Genomic DNA, 17599 nt, shown 5'->3' with positions numbered 1-17599 from the left:
CCGGACGCCGACATGAGCGCCGCCACCCACCCCGGACCGGTCGACACCGTCCTGACCAACTGCACCGTCGTGGACGCCCGCGTCCTCGACGGCGTCGGTCCGGTCACCGACGCCGCCGTCTGGGTGCGCGGCGACCGGATCGCCGCCGTCGGACGGGCCGCCGAGGTGACCGCCACCGCCCGCGCCGAGGCCGACGTCACCGAGATCGACCTCGGCGGCGCGTATCTGACACCCGGGCTGACCAACATGCACACCCACCTGTCGCTGTCCCTGCCCGGTGCCGGCGGGCAGAGCGTCAAGGACCTGACCCCGCACGAACTGGCCCTCTACATGGCCGACGGGGCCCGGCGCACCCTGCTCTGCGGGGTGACCACGGTGCGCTGCGTGGCAGAAAAGGACCACGCCGACTTCGCGCTGCGCCGGGCGATCACCTCCGGCCGGGTCACCGGGCCACGGATCTTCACCGCCGGCCGGGCGCTGGTCTGCACCGGCGGACACGGCCACGAGAGCACCGACACCCTGGAATGCGACGGGGCCGACGGGTTCCGGCGCGGCGTACGCAGCCAGATCAGGGCCGGTGCCGACCTGATCAAGGTGATGATCTCCGGCGGGATCGCCGGCGAACACGAGTCGATCCACACCCGGCAGCTGTTCCCCGACGAGATGGCCGCCGTCATAGACACCGCGCACGCCTGGGGGCGCAAGGTCACCGCGCACGCCGGCCCGGCACCGGTCATCGGCGAGGCCGTCGAGCTGGGGCTGGACTGCGTCGAACACGGCTACCAGCTCACCGAGGAGGTGGCGGCGCGGATGGCGCAGCGGGGAACCGCGCTGGTGCCGACCCTGCTGGTCACCCGGTGCAAGGAGTTCTTCGACGAACTCGGCGTACCGCAGTGGATGCAGTGCCGTTCGCTCGGTGCCGGACCCCGGCACCTGGAGAGCTACGCGATGGCCCTGGCCGCCGGGGTGGAGGTGCTGCTCGGCAGCGACATGCCGCCGTTCTGGCAATTCGAGGGCACCAACGCCTCGGTGCGGGAGCTGGAGTACCTGTCGGAGAGCGGCATCGGCCCGGCTCGCGCCCTGTACGCGGGCACCCTCGGCCCGGTCCGCTGGCTCGGCGCCGAGGCCGACCTCGGCACCGTCGAGACCGGCAAGTACGCCGACCTGGTGGCGATGGACGCCGACCCGGTTGCCGACACGTCGGCGTTCCGGGGGGTGCGCTGGGTGATGTCCGGCGGCCGGGTGGTCCGCGACGACCGCGCCGGCTGGACCGCCTGGTGAACGACGTGAGGAGCAGAATGTCCGAGCAGGAGACCGCCGAGATCGCGGCGGCGATCGGCGACATGTACGACGCGTTCCTCGCCGGCGACCGGGTCCGCTTCGACCGGCACCTGCACGCCGACGTGACCACCTGGGAGACCCACCTGCCCGGCCCGCTGCGCACCCGCGACCAGCTGGACGCCTACCGGTCCCAGCGCGACGCCGCCGGAGCCCGGCCGGTGCTGGACCGGCTGGCCCCCGAGGAGCTGCGGATCGACGTGTGGGGCGACGCCGCGGTGGCCCGCTACGTGCTGGTCGCGGTGCCGGCCGGCGGCGGCCCGGCCGAACACAGCCGGGTCACCGACGTGCTGCGCCACACCGGCGACGGCTGGCGGATCGTGCACCACCACTCCGAACTGGTCCGCCACCCGGCGGGACCGGCCCGCGAAGCGGCCCTCGAACCGGCCGGCGGCCCGGCATGAGACGGCTGATCGCCACCGGGTACGGCGAACCCGACCAGGTGCTCACCGTCGCAGACCTGCCCGACGACCCACCGCCCGGCCCCGGTCAGGTACGGATCGCCGTCGCCACGGTCGGGCTGAACTTCCTCGACGTGATGCTCTGCCGGGGCGAGTACCCGGTCCGCCCGGCGCCGCCGTTCACCCCCGGCGTCGAACTGGCCGGCCGGGTCGTGGCCGCCGGCACCGGCGCCGAAGCGCTCGCCGACACCGACGTGGTGGCCTGCCCGGCGCTGCCGCACGGCGCGCTCGGCGAGACCGTCACCATCGACGCGGCGCTCGCCGTACCGCGTCCGGCGGGCATCGACCCGGTCGTCGCCGCCGCCGTCCCGGTCACCTACCAGACCGCCTGGTTCGCGCTGGACCGCGCCGCGGTCCGGCCCGGTGAGACGGTGCTGGTGCACGCTGGGGCCGGCGGCGTCGGCATCGCCGCCACGCAGCTGGCCGCCGCCCGGGGTGCCCGGGTGATCTGCACCGCCGGCGGGCCGGCGAAGACCGCGCTGTGCCGCGACAACGGCGCCGACGTCGCCGTCGACTACCTGGCCGGCGACTTCGTCGAGGCGGTCCGCGACGCCACCGGCGGCGCCGGCGCGGACGTGATCGTCGACCCGGTCGGCGGGGACGTGTTCACCCGGTCACTGGACTGCCTGGCGTTCGAGGGCCGGCTCGTCGCGGTCGGCGCGGCCGGCGGCAACCCGCCACCGGTGGACCCGATGCGGCTGATCGCCGGCAACCACACCCTGGTCGGGCTCTCCTGGGGCTCGACGTACCCGTGGACCCGGCCGGACGCGGTCGCCCAGGCGTACCAGCGGATCTTCGAACTGATCGCGGCCGGCACGGTCCGGCCCCCGGTGAACCGGGTCGTCGACCTGGCCGGCACCCCGGCCGCGCTCGCCGACCTGGCCGACCGGCGCACCACCGGAAAGATCATCGTCCGGATCGACCCGAGGGAGCAACCATGAGTGATCAGACTGCCGGCACCGACGGCGGCGACATCACCGCCGGCGGTGACATGGAGGTCTACGACCTGCGGGTCAGCGTGGACCGGATCACCGGCCGGTCGGTCTGCGGGATGGCCGTCGGCGACCACTTCGACCTGACCGACAGCGCCCACCTGAAGATCCCGGAAGGGAAACACTTCTGCGTGTACGCGCTCGCGTCGGTGCTGCCGTTCCTGGCCGCCAAGCAGCGCGACATGCCGCCGGGGGACTGGCTGGAACGCGACACCCTGTTCGCCTGCCCGGACCCGGAGGAGGGCCTGGTCATGCGGGTCGAACGGACCTGCAAGCGGCGAATGAACTCGGCCGACCTGACCTGAATCATCGGAGGTTCGCGTGGCTGTGGAAATTGGACTCGGACTGCAGAGCGACAAACGCGCCGGCGACTACGCCCGGCTGGCCAGCGCCGCCGAGGCGTACGGCTTCGACGTGCTGAGCGTCTTCGGTGACCTGATGTACCAGCCGCCGATCTTCCCGCTGCTGGAGATGGCCGCCGCCACCGAGCGGGTCCGGCTCGGCACCGCCTGCCTCAACCCGTACTCGATGGCGCCGTACGAGATCGCCGGCCAGCTCGCCGCCCTCGACCTGGCCTCGCACGGGCGGGCCTACCTGGGGCTGGCCCGTGGCACCTGGCTCGGCGCGGTCGGCATCGAGCAGCCGCGTCCGTTGACCGTGCTCGCCGAGGCCGCCGAGGTGATCCGCCGGTTGCTGCGCGGCGACACCGCCGGTTTCGACGGCAGGGTGTTCCGGCTGGCCCCGGACACCGCCCTGCGGTACGCCGTACAGCGTCCGGACCCGCCGCTGCTGCTCGGCGCCTGGGGGCCACGCGGTGCCGCGCTCGCCGGCCGGATCGCCGACGAGATCAAAGTCGGCGGCAGCGCCAACCCGGACATGGTCCCGGTGATCCGCGACCGGCTGCGTCCCGGCGCCGACGCCGCCGGCCGGTCCGTCGACGACGTCGGCATCGTGTTCGGCGCGGTGACCGTGGTGGACACCGACGGCGCGGCGGCGCGGGCGAAGGCCCGCACCGAGGTGGCGATGTACCTGGCGGTGGTCGCCGACCTGGACCCGACCGTCACCGTGCCGGACGACCTGCTGGCGCAGGTCAAGTCGCTGGTGGCAGCCGGCCGCGACGTCGACGCCGGCCGGCTGGTGCCCGACGACCTGCTGGACCGGTTCGCCTTCTCCGGCACCCCCGGGCAGGTCGCCGCCCAGGCGCAGGCGCTGATCGACGCCGGGGTGCGTCGGGTCGAGTTCGGCACCCCGCACGGGCTCACCGACGACCGTGGCGTCGAGCTGCTCGGCAACGCGGTGCTGCCGCTGCTACGTAGGGAGGCTTCCCGATGACAGTCGACGGTGTACTCGTCGTCGCCGGCCCAGTGCTGACCGTCGACCCGGAACTGCTGCGGGGCCTGGTCGTCGCCGAGGCGGCCGGCCTCGGCGTGGTCGGTGACTTCGTGGTCGCCGCCGACGCCGACGAGGTCCGCGGCCTGCTCGACGGGGTCGGCAGCGTCGGCGGGCGCGCGGTGGTGCTGCTGCCCGGCCCGGATCCGGCGGTACGGGCGCTGCTGACCGCCGACGGCCGCTGGGCGGGACGCACCGTCCACTACGACCCGCAGGTGACCGACCCGCAGCCGACCGGTCCTGGCTCGGTCCACCTGTCCGGCCGGGGCGTGTGGGGGCTGGCCTGGGCGATCCGGCACGCCGTGCACCGGCTGCGCCGCCCGGCGCGGCGGGTCGCGTACGGGCAGGACCCGGAGCAGTGGGGCGAGCTGCGGCTACCGGCCGATCCGTCTGATCTGTCCGCCGGGCCGTTGCCGGTGGCGGTGCTGCTGCACGGCGGCTTCTGGCGGTCGATCTGGGCGGCGGACCTGATGGACGCGCTCGCCGTCGACCTGGCCGACCGGGGTTACGCGGCGTGGAACCTGGAGTACCGCCGGCCGGACCGGCACGGCTGGCCGGCGACCACCGCCGACGTGGCGACCGGGCTGGCGGTGCTGGCCAACCTGCCGGAGCTGACCGGTGGCGCGGTGCCGGACGGTCTGCTGGACCTGGACCGGGTCGCGGTGTTCGGCCACTCGGCCGGCGGGCAGTTGGCGGTGCGGCTGGCCGCCGACGGCGGCCCGGTGCCGGTGGCGTTGGCGGTCTCCCTGGCCGGGGTGCTGGACCTGGCCGAAGGGGACCGGCGGCAGGTCGGCACCGGCGCGGTCGCCGCCGCGCTCGGCGGTGACCGCGACACCGTGCCGCAGGTGTACGCAGCCTCGGATCCGATGGCTCGGCTGCCGATCGGGGTGCCGCAGCTGATCGTCCAGGGTGCCGGCGACGACCTCGACCTGATCGACTTCAACCGCCGGTACGTGGCGGCGGCGCGGGCCGCCGGGGAGGACCCGGGCTGGCTGGAGCAGCCGGGCGACCACTTCTCGGTGATCGACCCGGCCGCGCCGATCTGGCAGGCGACGATGACGCAGGTGGACCGGCTCCTGGACCGCTTCCTGGGCCGGTGACGGGCCGGATCCGGTCAGCAGGCCCGAAATTATTACGTGTCAGTGAACATGTTGCCCACTAGTGGGCAGTGCGGCGGTCAGAACAGCCGTGGGGTGACCACCGACACCACGGTGGTCACCTGGTCGGTGTCGTTGTACAGGCGGTGCGGGGTGCTGGACCGCAGGTGCAGGCTGTCGCCCGGGTAGAGCCGGTGCTCCACCCCGTCGACCTCGTACAGCAGCTCGCCGCTGACCACGTAGGCGAACTCCTCGCCGAAGTGCCCGTACGCCTCCTCGCGGCGCCCGCCCGGTGCGATGTGCACCAGCATCGGCTCCAGCACCAGGTTGGGGCCACGGTCGGAGAGCATCCGGTAGGTCTGCTGACCGGAGACGTACTCGGTGGCACCGTTGTCGGCCCGGGTGAGGGTGAAGTGCACCGGCAGGCTGCCCTGCGGGTCCTCGGCGGTTTCGGTCGGCTCCGCGCTGAAGAACTCGGCGACCGGCCGGTCCAGCGCGGCGGCGACGCTGTTGAGCGCGGTCAGCCCGATCGACGAGACACCCCGCTCGACCTGGGACAGGAACCCGATCGACAGGTTGGCGCGGCTGGCCAGACCGCGCAGGGTCAGCCCCTGCTCCTTGCGGAACTGGCGCATCCGGGCGCCGACCAGATCCTGGCGTGCGTCGCCGTCGGCGACGACGCGATCAGACCTGCGCACCGGACCTCCCGTGACCCCCGCGCGGACCGCCCGCCGGGCCGCGCCGATTCTTGTTCGATGGTATCGAACTAGCCGCCCCGACCGGAACCCCGACCGGACGTCGTAGACGGCTAATGCGCACCCTGACGAGCGCGCACCCGCCGACCTCGAGACTGACTACACAGCGTGTCGGTCATCTTCCTTGACGTGAAATTCTGCGGAGAACGGGATTGACGGAAGCTGGTGTCCGGTGGCTAGGCTGCTTCAGCATTCACATTTACACATCGCGGGGGTGGACGTGCCGTACGGCAGGCGCCAGTTGACGTTCGACGCAGACCGGGTACTCAAGGGACTGTCGGGTTGGCCGCCTCGCCTCGCTGCTGGCGTGGCGACCCTGCTGGTGGTCACGCTGGTGCCGGCCGCACCAGCGGCGGCCGCCGCCAACCAGGCACCAGACCGCCCGACACAGCTCACCGTGCACGGCCGCGCCTGCGAGCCGGGCGCCGGCAGAGTCTGGACGCTCACGACGACACCGACATTCGCCGCCCGCGCCAGCGACGCGGACGCCGGTCAGCAGTCGCTCACCACCACGTTCTCCTGGCGGCGAGTCGGACAGCCCCCGCACACCATGCAGCAGGCGCAGCAGAGCACCGGCAACCCGTCCTTCGCCTCCGCTACGGTGCCGACGGCAGTGGCGTTGGAGCACGGTGCGTCCTACCTGCTCCGCGCCCGCACCACCGACGGCACGTCGACCGGGGGCTGGTCGAAGCCGTGCCGGTTCACCGTGGACGTCGTCGCACCACAGCCACCGTCGGCGGTCACCTCGGCCGACTATCCGCCGATGACACCCAACCAGCCGCCGGTCGGCGGGGTCGGTATCCCGGGAATCTTCACGATCAGCCCGCCGGCCGACGCCACCGGCATCGTCGGCTACGCCTACACCCTCGACAGCGGCATCGGCCCCGGCTCCGCGCCGGTGGTGCCGGCCGACGCCGACGGCTCTGCCACGCTCGAGCTCCAGCCGAGCAGAGACGGCTTCAACACCTTGCGGGTCTGGTCGAAGGACCAGGCAGGGCTGGTTTCCACCGTGGTGGAGTATGAGTTCCGGGTCGCCAGCGGCAACGCGCCGGCCGCGCACTGGGACTTCGACGACGGCGGTGCCGTCGGCGACGACGGCACCGGCAACGGCAACGACCTCACCGTCGTCGGAGCCACCACCGCGCCGGGCCGGAACAGTCCCGCCCTTTCACTGACCGCAGCCGGCGACCACGCGGCCACCACCGGACCGGTCAGCTGGCCGCACCCGACGACCGCAGCCGCGCTCACCCTGCGTACCGACCTGACCTTCACCTTGTCGGCGTGGGCCAAACTCGATGCGGCCGGCACCGCACAGACCGTCGTTACGGTCGACGGCAGCACCACCTCGGTCGCCGCCATCGGCTATGACGCGACCGCCGATCGGTGGCGCTTCACGATGGCCGACGGCGACTCCGCCGCCGCCACGCTGATCAGCGTGGACTCCGACACCGCCGCTGTCCCCGGCCGGTGGACGCACCTCGCGGCGACCTACCACAAGCCCTCCGGCGCGATGCAGCTGCACGTCAACGGCGTTCGGCAGAACGCGACCGCCACTCTCGCCGGCAGCGTCGCCGCCACCGGGCCGGTCACCATCGGGCAGGCGCTCCGGGCCGGCGCGGCCACCGACCAGTTCTTCGGCCAGCTCGACGACGTCCGCGTCTACCAGCGAGCGCTCTCCACATCGGAGATCGGCGAGCAGGCCCGCCCGTTCGCGCCCCAGGTCAGTCTGCCCGACGGAGCCAGTGTCGATCTGGGCACCTCCGTCCCGGTGACCTTCGACGCTGGCGGCGACACCAACGTGACCCAGTTCCGCTACAGCGTCGGCTCGGCCATTCTGAACCAGAACGCCGTGCCGGACGTGCCCGGAGGCTCGGTCACCGTGTCCGTCACCCCGACGGCACTCGGTGACGTGCCGGTATTCGTCGGCAGCCGGACCGCCGAAGGCCTCACCAGCCCGCTCACGAGCGTGACCCTGCAGGTGCTGCCCGCACCCGTGACGGTCACCGGCACCGTGTACGGAACGGACTTCATGCCGGTCGGTGCCGGCGTAACGGTCACCCTGGAGCCGGGCGGTCGGCAGACCTCCACCGGCGCCGACGGCGGTTTCAGCTTCGCGGACGTCGACCCGGGGCAGTATTCCGTGACCGCGAGCTCCGGCGGTGGAGACTGTGGAACCGCCGCCAGCACGGAGATCACCGTCCCCGATATCGCCGACGTCGTGCTGTTCCTGTCCCCGGTGGCCAGCCCGGACGGGAGCCTCTGCCAGGAACTGACCCAGCCGTTCACGCCGGTGTCCGGTACGGCGCTCGCGCTCGCTGGGAACGACGAGGTCACCGAGACCGCCCTGCCGTTCCCGGTCACCTTCTACGGCCAGACCTACAACTCGGCCTGGGTGGACACCAACGGCATCCTGACCTTCACCGACCCAGGCGGCTCGCACCCGACGCCGGCCGGCATCCCCACCGTCGGCGGACCTGATGCGATGGTCGCCGCGTTCTGGGACGATCTGATCGTTGACGGGCAGGCCAGCGTGGTGACGGCGACGCGGGGCTTCGCGCCGTTCCGCGAGTTCGTCGTCGAATGGCGGGACGTACGCCGCGCCGCCGACCCCGACGAGCGGATGACGTTCCAGGTCGTGCTCGGTGAGCTGGGCGTCATCCAGGTCAACTACACCGGGATCGACCCGGCCAGCCCGGGTGAGCGCGGTGCCGGTGCCACCATCGGCGTCGAGAACGCCACCGGCACTGGCGGCCTGGAGTACTCGTCCGGCGCGCCGGTGCTCGTCGACGACCGTACGGTGGCCTTCATACCGGGTGTCTGACTGTCGTGGTCGGGCCAGGACCAGCGGTGGTCGTAGCCACTGGTGGCAGACGGGTGACTGTTGGATCCAATGGTCACTCAAGTCTACCGTTTGTTGGTCGACTGTCCTCGTGTGGCAGCCGACGTCGAGGGGTGGCTTGAGTGGCCGACGGCGCGCCTGAGCGTGATTGTGTGGAGTGGATCGCTGTTCCATCTTTGGGTACTGACCCGCAAATCCCGATGCCGTGGAGCTTTGGGGCCCTCGGTGACCTTCTCTGGCTTGCGATGCCATTCTGTCGTCCCAGTCTAGTGGAGTTGGCTTGCCGGCACCTCCACTCGTCACTTCCTGTGCTGGAGCCACTCGATAGAGTCAGTGACTTCGATCTGATGATCCAAGTGGCACTGCCCTGGACGCAGCGAGTGTTGCTCGATCTCGATCTGACTACTGAGCGTGATCGACTGGCCGGATTCTTGGAGGCGCTTATCGAACATGGGCCCATGTTCGAGTATGCGATCGATATGTACTATCTTGATGGACTTCGGGATCCTCGATACCGAGACGCTCTGCGAGATCTGAGCCCGAATTTTTACGGTGTACATTTCTGCTAGGCGTCTCGTTGTCTCTCACCTACTTTCCGTTGCATGGTGTATCCAAAAAGTGCTGCGAAGATGGCTCCCGTCAAAGGTAGTGTCGCTGCCCCCCCAGCCGGCTTCTAGTGCGAAAGCCATGATGGTAATCCCGTTGAAGATCAACGCTAAGAGGAGGTAAAGTGCGACTCGCATCTCTTGGGAGGTCATGCGCCAATTATTGCCGATGGGTACATTCTCTTCCAGTACCCTGATCATAAACTTTCACCATCCTGGGAAGTGCCCAGCTCGCGATCACGGTTTCCGTGGCGCCGAGGCATAGGGGGAGTCTACGCTCGGTAGAATGTGGACTTTTCGCCCTGCGGTAGGGTGTGGGGATGTCGATGCCGGTGACTGTTGTTGGTCTTGTGGTGGGAGGCCCGGTCACCGGAACGTCAACCAGCGCTTTGGCCTCGCGTGCCGCTGGGTCGGAGGCACAGGCGACGGCGATTGCGTCGAGTCCGTCGTCGGCACCGGCGCGCACCGCGCCGAGCAGCGGGCTGTAGAGCAGGTCGTCGGCGGCGATGTACGCGCTCGGCAGCACCACCTGCAGGTTGCGGATCACGATCTCGGTGCCCGGACCGACCGCCTGCTGCGCTGCCTGCCGGTCGCTACCAGATCCGCACCCGTGCTGAGCTGCGAAAACGGGTAACACACAGCCTTGGTCGCCGCCCGCGTGGTCGGGCGTTCCGCACCGGCGGTGACGCCGGCCCGGAACGCCCGGATCGATGTGATCGACTGCGGTCGACGCTCAGCCGGTCAGCTCGGCGTCGACATCAGGATCGGCAGCACGGCCCGCGCCTCGGCATGACTGGTGTTGCGCATCGCGGTGGCGGTGGTCCCGGGGATGTCCCACGGGTTGCTGGTCGGCGGGTAGTACATCTTCTTGGTCGTGACCGCGACGACGTTGTTGTAGGCCACGCACCGGGTCTCCCACCGGTAGATCTTGCCGGACTGCGGGATGCCGGTGAGCCCGAGCAGGTTGGTGGTGCAGTTCGGGGCGAGAGCGGACAGCACCGTGTTGTTGCCGCCGATCGTCAGGTCGAGCAGGCCTCTGGTGCTCAACCTGGCGTGCGCCCGGGCGGTCAGGGCCAGCGGGCCGACCGTGTTGAGGGTGAAGCCGAGCTGGTCGGCGGAGGCTTCGTCGGTGACGACTTCGAGCAGACTGTCGATCAGGGTGATGCAGGCGGTGGTGTCCCGGGCGTACACCTGAAGGTTGTCCTGGGTGAAGGTCTTGATGTCGTCGAAGTCGATGATGGCGCTGCGCGCGCAGGCCTTGGCCTGTGCGGTGGCGATCCGGTCGATCTGGGCGAGGATCTCCACCTTGGCGCCGTTGATGGTGTTGATGATCTTGGTGGTGGACTGGTCAAGCGACGCCCCCTGCTTGTACTCCTTGTACAGCTCGTAGGCGCTCTTGGCGGCGGCGATGACCGACGAGATGTCGAACGCCTGCGCCGGTCGGGCACCCAGCGGCACGGTGACCACGACCGCGGCGGCCGCGGCCAACCAACGGCGGTAGCGCATCTGTTTCAACAGGATCTCCTTCGACTGGCGGCCAGGGTGGCCAGCGGTGACCCCGCAGGTCAGCGGAGCGCGGCCAGTCTGGCGAGATCGGCTGGACCACGGTTGGACCACGACTGGATCACGGCACACGACCGAAGCGCGGCGCATGATCACGGATCGCGGCGGACGATCGCGGCGGCTCCGCCGACAACCGGGCGCTGATCGTCGCCGCCTCCGGCGCACCCAGCTCGGTGAAGATCGCCAGCGCGCGACGCCAGTAGCCGTGCGCCTGCGCCCGCTGCCCGGCCGCGTGCGCCGCAGCGCCGAGCCCGTCGAACGCCAGCGCCTCGACGCCACGCGACCCGGTACCGGCGGCGATCGACCGGGCCAGGGCATGGCAGCGGGCCGCAGCACGGTCGGCACCACGGCGGTTGTGCAGCTGACCGGCGTAGTTCAGCAGCATCGCCTCGCCGACCCGGTCGCCGGTGCGGCGGCACAACACCAGCCCTTCCCGCAGCTGCCCGGCGGCGTCGCCGAGCCGGCCCTCGACCGTGAACAGCTGACCCAGGCTGCCGAGCGCCCAGACCACCCCGTGATGCTCGCCGAGCGTACGTAGCAGTGCCAGCGCCCGGCCGATGTAACAGATCGCCGCACGCCGGTCGCCCAGCTCACCCAGCACCACACCGAGGTTGCCCAGGGTCCGTGCCTCACCGGCCGGCTCGTCGACGTCGCGGTAGAGCGCCAACGCCTGCCGGAGGTGCGCCACCGCCTGCTGGCGGCGCCTCTGATGGTCGTGCACGACGGCCAGGTTGGTCAGCAGGTTCGCCTCACCGGCCAGGTCAGCTGCCGCGCGGGCGGCAGCGATCCCGTGACCCTGCATGGTGATCGCGTCCGGATAGTGGCCGCCGCATTCCAGATGCCGGTAGAGCAGCGCGGTCAGCCGTACGGCGTGCCGGGCCGGGCCGTGCCGCGCACCGTACGCGGTGACCGCCATCAGGTTGGCCCGCTCCACCTCCAACCAGACCCGCGCGACCCCCGGGTCACCGCTTGCGAACCCGGTCGGCGGCTCGGCCTGCGCGACGGCCAGGTCACCGTCCGGACCGGTCGGCGGCACCGTCGGCCGCAGGTGACGTTCGGCCGGGCGCACCGCGTCCATCGCCGTGGCGGCGGTATGCAGGTAGTAGTCGAACAACCGGGTCACGGCAGCGTCGCGGACCTCCGGCGGGTCAACGTCGGCGGCAAGCTCCGCCGCGTACGCCCGGAGCAGGTCGTGCATGCCGTACCGGTCCGGCCCGGCCGGCTCCACCAGGTGCGCCCGGCACAGCCGGTTGACCAGCCGATCCGCCGTCACCGGATCCGTCCCGGCCAGCGCGGCCACCGCCGCCGCGTCGACGTCCGCCCCGGGATGCAGCCCGAGCAGCCGGAACGCGCGCGCCGCCTCGGCCGGCAGATACTGGTACGACCAGGACAGGATCGCCCGTACGCCGGTGCGCCGGTCGCCGCCGGCGTCCAACATGTCGAGCCGTCGCCGCCGGTCGGTGAGCCCGTCGACCAGCCGGGTCAGGCTCAGCTCGGCGCGGGCGGTCGCCAGCTCGGCGGCGACCCGCAACGCCAACGGCAGCTGGGCGCACTGCGTTGCCAGCGTCACCGCGGCCTGCAGTTCGGCGTCGACCCGGTCGCCGACCAGCCGCCGCAGCAGCGCCACCGCGTCGTCGATCGGCAGGAGGCCGAGCCCTCCCTCCCGGGCGACCAGCCCGGCCAACGGATCCCGGCTGGTCACCAGCACCGGGCAGGAGGCGGCACCGGGCAGCAGCGGTCGTACCTGCTCGACCGACGCCGCGTTGTCGAGCACCACCAGCATCCGGCGGCCGTCCATCAGGCTGCGGTAGTGGGCGGCGCGTTCGTCGACGTCCAACGCCATATCGGCGTCCGCCACGCCGAGCGCCCGCAGGAACCGGGCCAGCGCTGCACCCGGCTCGACCGGCTGCTCCGGGTCGTACCCGCGCAGGTCGATGTAGAGCTGCCCGTCCGGGAACCGGTCGCGGGCCCGGCGCGCCCACCACACCGCCAGCGCGGTCTTGCCCACCCCTGCGCTGCCGGACAGCACACAGATCACCGCGCCCGGATCGGCGTCGCCGCGTCCGGCGGCCCCCATCGCCCGGTCGAGCCAGCCGAGCTCGGCGGCGCGGCCGGTGAACCCGGCGACGTCGGCCGGCAACTGCGCCGGCACCGGCGCGATCGCGTCCAGGCGCCGGCCCCGGCGCGGCCAGACCTGCTCGCTGGCGGTACGCGCCCCGGCCGGCGGGTCGGCCCGCAGTAGATCGGTGTACGCGGCGACCAGCTCGGGACCGGGATCGACACCGAGTTCGTCGGCGAGCCGGTCCCGGGTGTCGTGGAAGACGGTGAACGCCTCGGCCCGCTGCCCACTGGCCCGGTACGCGCGGATCAGCTGCGCCTGGCGGGCCTCGTCGAGCGGCTTCGCGGCAGCGGCCTGCGCCAGCCAGGGCAGTGCGGCGCTTGCCCGGCCACAGGCGATCATCAGGTCGCCGTACCGGGTCAACGCGGCCTGCAGTTCACCGTCGAGGGCCACCACCTTCGGGTGGCCGGCCAGCGTGGGCACGTCCACCAGCGGAGGTCCCTGCCACAGCTGGAGCGCCTCGCCGAGTAGTTCGGCGTCGCGCTCCAGCCCGGCTGCACCGGGCCGCGCGGTGGCGACCAGGTGCCGGAACCGCAGCAGGTCGACCGTGACGGCCGAGGCCCGCAGCAGGTATCCGTCACCGATCTGCGGCAGGAGCAGACTCGGGGCCCGGGACGGGCGGTCCGGTTCGAACAACCGACGCAGATGTTTGACGTGCGTCTGAATGACGTTGGTCGACGTCGCCGGTGGCGGTTGGTCCGGCCAGAGCGCGTCGACCAGCTCCGAGCGGGGCAGCGGCTGTCCGCCGTCGAGCGCGAGCAGACCGAGCACCGCCCGCCGGGCGGTCGGCCCGGGGTCGAGTGCCTGCTGCTCGCGCCACACCCGTACCGGGCCCAGCACCTGCACCTGCAAGAAGACTTCACCTCGTGACCGCTGCGCCACCGCCCGGCGTCGGACCGTGATCGACGTTCCCCGCAGATCGACCGAGCGGAGTATAGGTGCTGGTCAGTCGTCGTCAGTGGGTTGCGGTGACCGGATGGAAGACGGCGTCGAGCGCCTTGAGGTAGCCGTCGGTGTAGCCGGCGAGGTTCGGGTGGAACGCGTCGTCGATGGCGGTGATGCCGTTGAGCCATGGGTCGTCGTCGCAGACCCGGTGCTTGTCGAACAGGGCGTCGACCGGGGCGAACGCGCCGTACGTCTTCGCCGTGTTCCCGATGGCCTCGTTGAGCTTCACCGCCGCGTGGTTGATCCACCCCCGTCGGTTCGCGTCCAGCGGTGCTTCGAAGCAGAACGTCGGGGCCAACAGCTGCGGGTAGCCGAGGACGATCAGCTTGGCGTTCGGGGCGGCGGCGAGGACGTCTCCGTACACCTGCTTCAGCTTGCCCGGCAACGTCGTCGCGATGTACGCGAGGGCCTTGTCGATGGCGTCCTTGCAGGTGATGTCGAGCAGCGCTTCGATGCATGTCTCCAACGTGGAGGTGAAGCCGAGGTTGTCGCCGCCGACGGTGATGGTCACCAGCGTCGTGTCCGGCCCGAGGAAGCCGAGCTGGTGCGCGATCACGTCGTCGGTGGTGGCGCCGCTGCAGGCCGAGAAGCCGAACGACAGGCGCGGGTTGTTCCGGGCGAACTGGGCGGCGTACGAGTGGGCGCTCTGCTTGCAGTCGCCGTCGGTGTACGGCGGGGCGCCCACCCCGGACGAGTACGAGTCGCCCAGCGCGACGTACTGCCGGTCGTCTGCGGCGGATGTGTCGCCGGTCGTGCCGGCGGCGTTGGCGGCGGCGGGCACGGCGGCGATGGTGATCAGCAGCGTCGCCGCGACGGGCAACGCGAGGGCGGGACGGAGCTTTCGGGCACGGCTCAGCATGGTGGCGCCTCCTTCGATGGTGGAGACGCTCCGGCCGGGGTGGCCGTCGTCTCCAAAGTGGAAGTGAGCATGCGCCGCCGATAGCCGGCAATCAATCGAAGCGTCGGAAACCCTACTGTCGACTGAGTTGCTGATCACCCGTGGTTGGTCGTAGACCGAACCGGTCGGCGAAGCCGGACAGGTCGTCCCGCTGCTCGGCCAGGGTGTCGGCGCCGCTGCCGACCACGATCCGGGTCACCCCCTGCGCCGCGTACGCCTCGACCCGTTGCGCCGAAAGCTCAGTCGACCCCCACCGGGTGTACTCCAGCGCGTCAGGGTCACGGCCGGCCTCCGCCGCGACGGACCTCGCCAACTCCCACTGTGCCGCCCGCTCGTCCGGGGTCAACAGCCCGCCGGGGAAGTAGCCGTCGCCACGTAGCCCGACCCGCCGGGCCGCCGCCCGGCTCGAACCACCCACATGAATCGGCAACGCGGTGGCGCCGTGCGGCTTCGGAAAGCTGCACACCCGCTCGAAGTCGAAGAACTCGCCGTGGAACGACACACCGTCGGCGTCACCGCTCCACAGCAGCCGTAGCACGTCGATCGCCTCGTCGGCACGTCGGCCACGGGAACGGAAGTCGACGCCCACCGCCGTCGCCTCACCGGGCAGGCCGCCCAGTCCGACGGTCAGCAGCCGCATCCGGCCCTTCGACAGGACGTCGATCGTCGCCAGCCGCTTGGCGAGCACTACCGGATGGTGGTACGGCAGCAGCAGCACCCCGGTGCCGAGCAGCAGCCGGTCGGTTGCCGCCGCCACGAAGGCCAGCAGGTCCAACGGGTCCGCGTACGGCAGTGTGGGCGGCATCTCGACCGCCCCGACCGTCGCACCTGGATACAGCACCACGTGTTCCGGCACGTACAAGCCTTCGAACCCGCATGCCTCGGCGTGCTGGGCGTACCCGATGAGCCGGTCCGGGTCGGTGCCGTGCAGCGGGGTGCTGTAACTGACCGCGAACCTCACCGCCGCCGCCGATCCGCCCGCGCTCGGTCGAGCTGGCACCGCAGCTGTTCCCGGACACCTGCCAGCCGCGCCAGTCCGGCATCGACCTCGGCCAGCTTGCGCCGCAGCACCGAGATCGAGTCGGGGCAGATGTCGCCGGACGGGTTGCCGGCCCGCAGGCAGGTCACGAACGGGCGGATGTCCTCCAGACCGAAACCGACGGCGAGCAACGACCGGATCTCGCCGACCACCCGCAGCTCCGTATAGTCGTAGTCGCGGTAGCCGTTGGCGCATCGCCGGGGCCGGACCAGCCCCTGCGCCTCGTAGTAGCGCAGCGTCCGGGCGCTTGTCCCGGCCTGCCGCGCCAGCTCACCGATCAACATGTGCCCTCCCCGGCCAGCCTCGGACCCACCGTGACGCTAAACGTTGACGTCGGTGTCAGGGCAACGAGCCGGCGGACCTGGCGACGGTCAGCCGAGGGCGGCAGCCATCCGGCGTACCGCCTCGGTGATCGTCTCCGGCGCGGCGGCCAGGTTCAACCGGGCGTGTCCGACCCCGCCCGCGCCGAAGTCCAGCCCGCCGCTGAGCGCCACCCGCCCCCGGTCGAGGAACACCGCCGCCGGGTCGTCGCCGAGCCCCAACGTCCGGCAGTCCAACCAGGCCAGAAAGGTCGCCTCACCGGGCGCGTACCGCACCTGCGGCAGTTGCGCCGCCAGCAGGTCGGCCAGCAGCCGCCGGTTCGCGTCGACCGCCGACCGTACGGTGTCCAGCCAGTCGCCGCTGTCGCGGAACGCCGCCGTGTGCGCGATCACCCCGAGATGGTTGACCCCGTGCCCGACCTCTTCCGGCAGCCGGGCCAGGTCGGCTGCGGCCGCTGGCCCGGCGACCGCGAGGGCGGCCTTCAACCCGGCCAGGTTCCAGCCCTTCGAGCCGGAGATCAGCGTCAGGCCGTCGTCGGCGCCGGGCACCGACAGGTACGGCACGAACGTCACGCCGGACGCGGTCATCGGTGCGTGAATCTCGTCGACCACCACCCGTACGCCGTGCCGGCCGGCCAGCTCCGCGACGGCGGCCAGCTCGTCGGCGGTGTGCACCGTCCCGGTCGGGTTGTGCGGACTGCACAGCAGGTACGCCGCCCGGCGGCCACCCTCGCGGGCGGCGGTGAACGCCTCGGCCAGCGCGTCAAGGTCCAGCCGGCCGTCCGACCCGAGCGGGGCCTCCCGCACCGGCCGACCCAGGTTGCGCAGGAACCCGTAGAACGGCGGGTACACCGGCGGGTTGATCACGACCGTGTCGCCCGGCCCGGTCACCAGCTTCAGCATCTCGACCGCGCCGAGCATCACGTCCGGCACGATCGCCGTGCGCGCCGGGTTCAGACCGTCCCACCCCCACCGTTCGGCCGCGAACCCGGCGACCGCCTCGGCGTAACCGGCACCGGTGGCGTACCCGAGATCGCCGGCACGCACCGCCGCGTCGATCGCCTCGACGACCGGCCCGGCCGGGTCGACGTCCATCTCCGCCACCCACACCGGCAGCACGTCAGCCGGGTAGAGCCGCCATTTGATGCTGGTCCGCTGCCGGGCCCGGTCCAGCGGCACCCACACCCCGTCGCCATAGGGCCGAACAATCGTCACGAGAACTCCAAACTTCTCGTCGGT

At 71.6% G+C, this 17599-nt stretch carries 15 protein-coding genes; 7 read left to right on the top strand and 8 right to left on the bottom strand.

Annotated features, from left to right (window positions below):
- The first annotated feature begins 12 nt into the window (after nucleotides 1–12).
- From O7543_RS08465 to O7543_RS08440, 6 genes are read left to right on the top strand one after another with little or no spacing between them, the layout of a single operon-like run.
- Nucleotides 13–1281 carry an amidohydrolase family protein gene (locus tag O7543_RS08465; protein ID WP_281554341.1) on the top strand — a complete coding sequence of 423 codons (1269 nt, stop codon included), beginning with the start codon at nucleotides 13–15 and terminating at the stop codon, nucleotides 1279–1281.
- 17 nt (nucleotides 1282–1298) lie between these two features.
- Nucleotides 1299–1742 carry a DUF4440 domain-containing protein gene (locus tag O7543_RS08460; protein WP_281554342.1) on the top strand — a complete coding sequence of 148 codons (444 nt, stop codon included), beginning with the start codon at nucleotides 1299–1301 and terminating at the stop codon, nucleotides 1740–1742.
- Entirely contained in the window at nucleotides 1739–2740 is a 1002-nt protein-coding gene (locus O7543_RS08455; RefSeq protein ID WP_281554343.1) for an NADPH:quinone oxidoreductase family protein, read from the top strand. Before O7543_RS08460 ends, O7543_RS08455 begins: the two co-directional genes overlap by 4 nt.
- Complete coding sequence (locus O7543_RS08450) at nucleotides 2737–3096, top strand: TIGR04076 family protein (protein ID WP_281554344.1); 360 nt, start codon at nucleotides 2737–2739, stop codon at nucleotides 3094–3096. The genes O7543_RS08455 and O7543_RS08450 overlap by 4 nt, the downstream gene beginning before the upstream one ends.
- Before the next feature lie 22 nt (nucleotides 3097–3118).
- A complete protein-coding gene (locus O7543_RS08445; RefSeq protein ID WP_281567378.1) occupies nucleotides 3119–4123 on the top strand; it encodes an LLM class flavin-dependent oxidoreductase in 1005 nt (334 codons plus the stop codon).
- The gene (locus O7543_RS08440; RefSeq protein ID WP_281554346.1) at nucleotides 4120–5280 is read left to right on the top strand and encodes an alpha/beta hydrolase; all 1161 of its coding nucleotides are present in this window, start codon (nucleotides 4120–4122) and stop codon (nucleotides 5278–5280) included. The genes O7543_RS08445 and O7543_RS08440 overlap by 4 nt, the downstream gene beginning before the upstream one ends.
- A gap of 77 nt (nucleotides 5281–5357) precedes the next feature.
- Here the strand turns inward: O7543_RS08440 and O7543_RS08435 are convergent, their stop codons facing one another.
- Nucleotides 5358–5975, bottom strand: coding sequence for a cupin domain-containing protein (locus O7543_RS08435; protein WP_233605752.1), 618 nt, complete (start codon nucleotides 5973–5975; stop codon nucleotides 5358–5360).
- Between the two features lie 298 nt (nucleotides 5976–6273).
- Here O7543_RS08435 and O7543_RS08430 point away from each other — a divergent pair, with 298 nt between their 5' ends.
- A complete protein-coding gene (locus O7543_RS08430; protein ID WP_281554347.1) occupies nucleotides 6274–8853 on the top strand; it encodes a LamG-like jellyroll fold domain-containing protein in 2580 nt (859 codons plus the stop codon).
- A 783-nt stretch (nucleotides 8854–9636) separates the two neighbouring features.
- Here O7543_RS08430 and O7543_RS08425 read toward each other — a convergent pair.
- The 7 genes from O7543_RS08425 to O7543_RS08395 all read right to left on the bottom strand — a co-directional run bounded on the left by O7543_RS08425 (nucleotide 9637) and on the right by O7543_RS08395 (nucleotide 17575).
- Complete coding sequence (locus O7543_RS08425; protein ID WP_281554348.1) at nucleotides 9637–10113, bottom strand: hypothetical protein; 477 nt, start codon at nucleotides 10111–10113, stop codon at nucleotides 9637–9639.
- Nucleotides 10114–10217: 104 nt separating this feature from the next.
- The gene (locus O7543_RS08420) at nucleotides 10218–10991 is read right to left on the bottom strand and encodes a hypothetical protein (protein ID WP_281554349.1); all 774 of its coding nucleotides are present in this window, start codon (nucleotides 10989–10991) and stop codon (nucleotides 10218–10220) included.
- Nucleotides 10992–11100: 109 nt separating this feature from the next.
- Nucleotides 11101–14004: an AfsR/SARP family transcriptional regulator gene (locus O7543_RS08415; RefSeq protein ID WP_281555539.1), complete on the bottom strand. Its 2904-nt coding sequence runs from the start codon at nucleotides 14002–14004 to the stop codon at nucleotides 11101–11103.
- A 109-nt stretch (nucleotides 14005–14113) separates the two neighbouring features.
- Complete coding sequence (locus O7543_RS08410) at nucleotides 14114–14962, bottom strand: SGNH/GDSL hydrolase family protein (protein ID WP_281554350.1); 849 nt, start codon at nucleotides 14960–14962, stop codon at nucleotides 14114–14116.
- Between the two features lie 112 nt (nucleotides 14963–15074).
- On the bottom strand, nucleotides 15075–15962 hold the full coding sequence (locus tag O7543_RS08405; RefSeq protein WP_281554351.1) for a TIGR03619 family F420-dependent LLM class oxidoreductase: 888 nt from the start codon (nucleotides 15960–15962) through the stop codon (nucleotides 15075–15077).
- A complete protein-coding gene (locus O7543_RS08400; RefSeq protein WP_281554352.1) occupies nucleotides 15959–16324 on the bottom strand; it encodes a MerR family transcriptional regulator in 366 nt (121 codons plus the stop codon). Before O7543_RS08400 ends, O7543_RS08405 begins: the two co-directional genes overlap by 4 nt.
- An 87-nt stretch (nucleotides 16325–16411) precedes the next feature.
- Nucleotides 16412–17575 (bottom strand): aminotransferase class I/II-fold pyridoxal phosphate-dependent enzyme, encoded by a 1164-nt coding sequence (locus O7543_RS08395; RefSeq protein WP_281554353.1) that lies wholly within the window; start codon nucleotides 17573–17575, stop codon nucleotides 16412–16414.
- Between the last annotated feature and the right edge of the window lie 24 nt (nucleotides 17576–17599).

The organism is Solwaraspora sp. WMMA2080, from assembly GCF_027497395.1.
Lineage (GTDB): Bacteria > Actinomycetota > Actinomycetes > Mycobacteriales > Micromonosporaceae > Micromonospora_E.
Note: the sequence above shows the minus strand (reverse complement) of the source record. Positions and strands in the feature narration are given on the sequence as shown.

Bases quoted from the DNA above. Each gene is read 5' to 3' on its own strand.
- O7543_RS08450 (WP_281554344.1), top strand. From the start codon at position 2,737: ATGAGTGATCAGACTGCCGGCACCGACGGCGGCGACATCACCGCCGGC.
- O7543_RS08460 (WP_281554342.1), top strand. From the start codon at position 1,299: ATGTCCGAGCAGGAGACCGCCGAGATCGCGGCGGCGATCGGCGACATG.
- O7543_RS08465 (WP_281554341.1), top strand. From the start codon at position 13: ATGAGCGCCGCCACCCACCCCGGACCGGTCGACACCGTCCTGACCAAC.
- O7543_RS08400 (WP_281554352.1), bottom strand. From the start codon at position 16,324: ATGTTGATCGGTGAGCTGGCGCGGCAGGCCGGGACAAGCGCCCGGACG.
- O7543_RS08455 (WP_281554343.1), top strand. From the start codon at position 1,739: ATGAGACGGCTGATCGCCACCGGGTACGGCGAACCCGACCAGGTGCTC.
- O7543_RS08440 (WP_281554346.1), top strand. From the start codon at position 4,120: ATGACAGTCGACGGTGTACTCGTCGTCGCCGGCCCAGTGCTGACCGTC.
- O7543_RS08410 (WP_281554350.1), bottom strand. From the start codon at position 14,962: ATGCTGAGCCGTGCCCGAAAGCTCCGTCCCGCCCTCGCGTTGCCCGTC.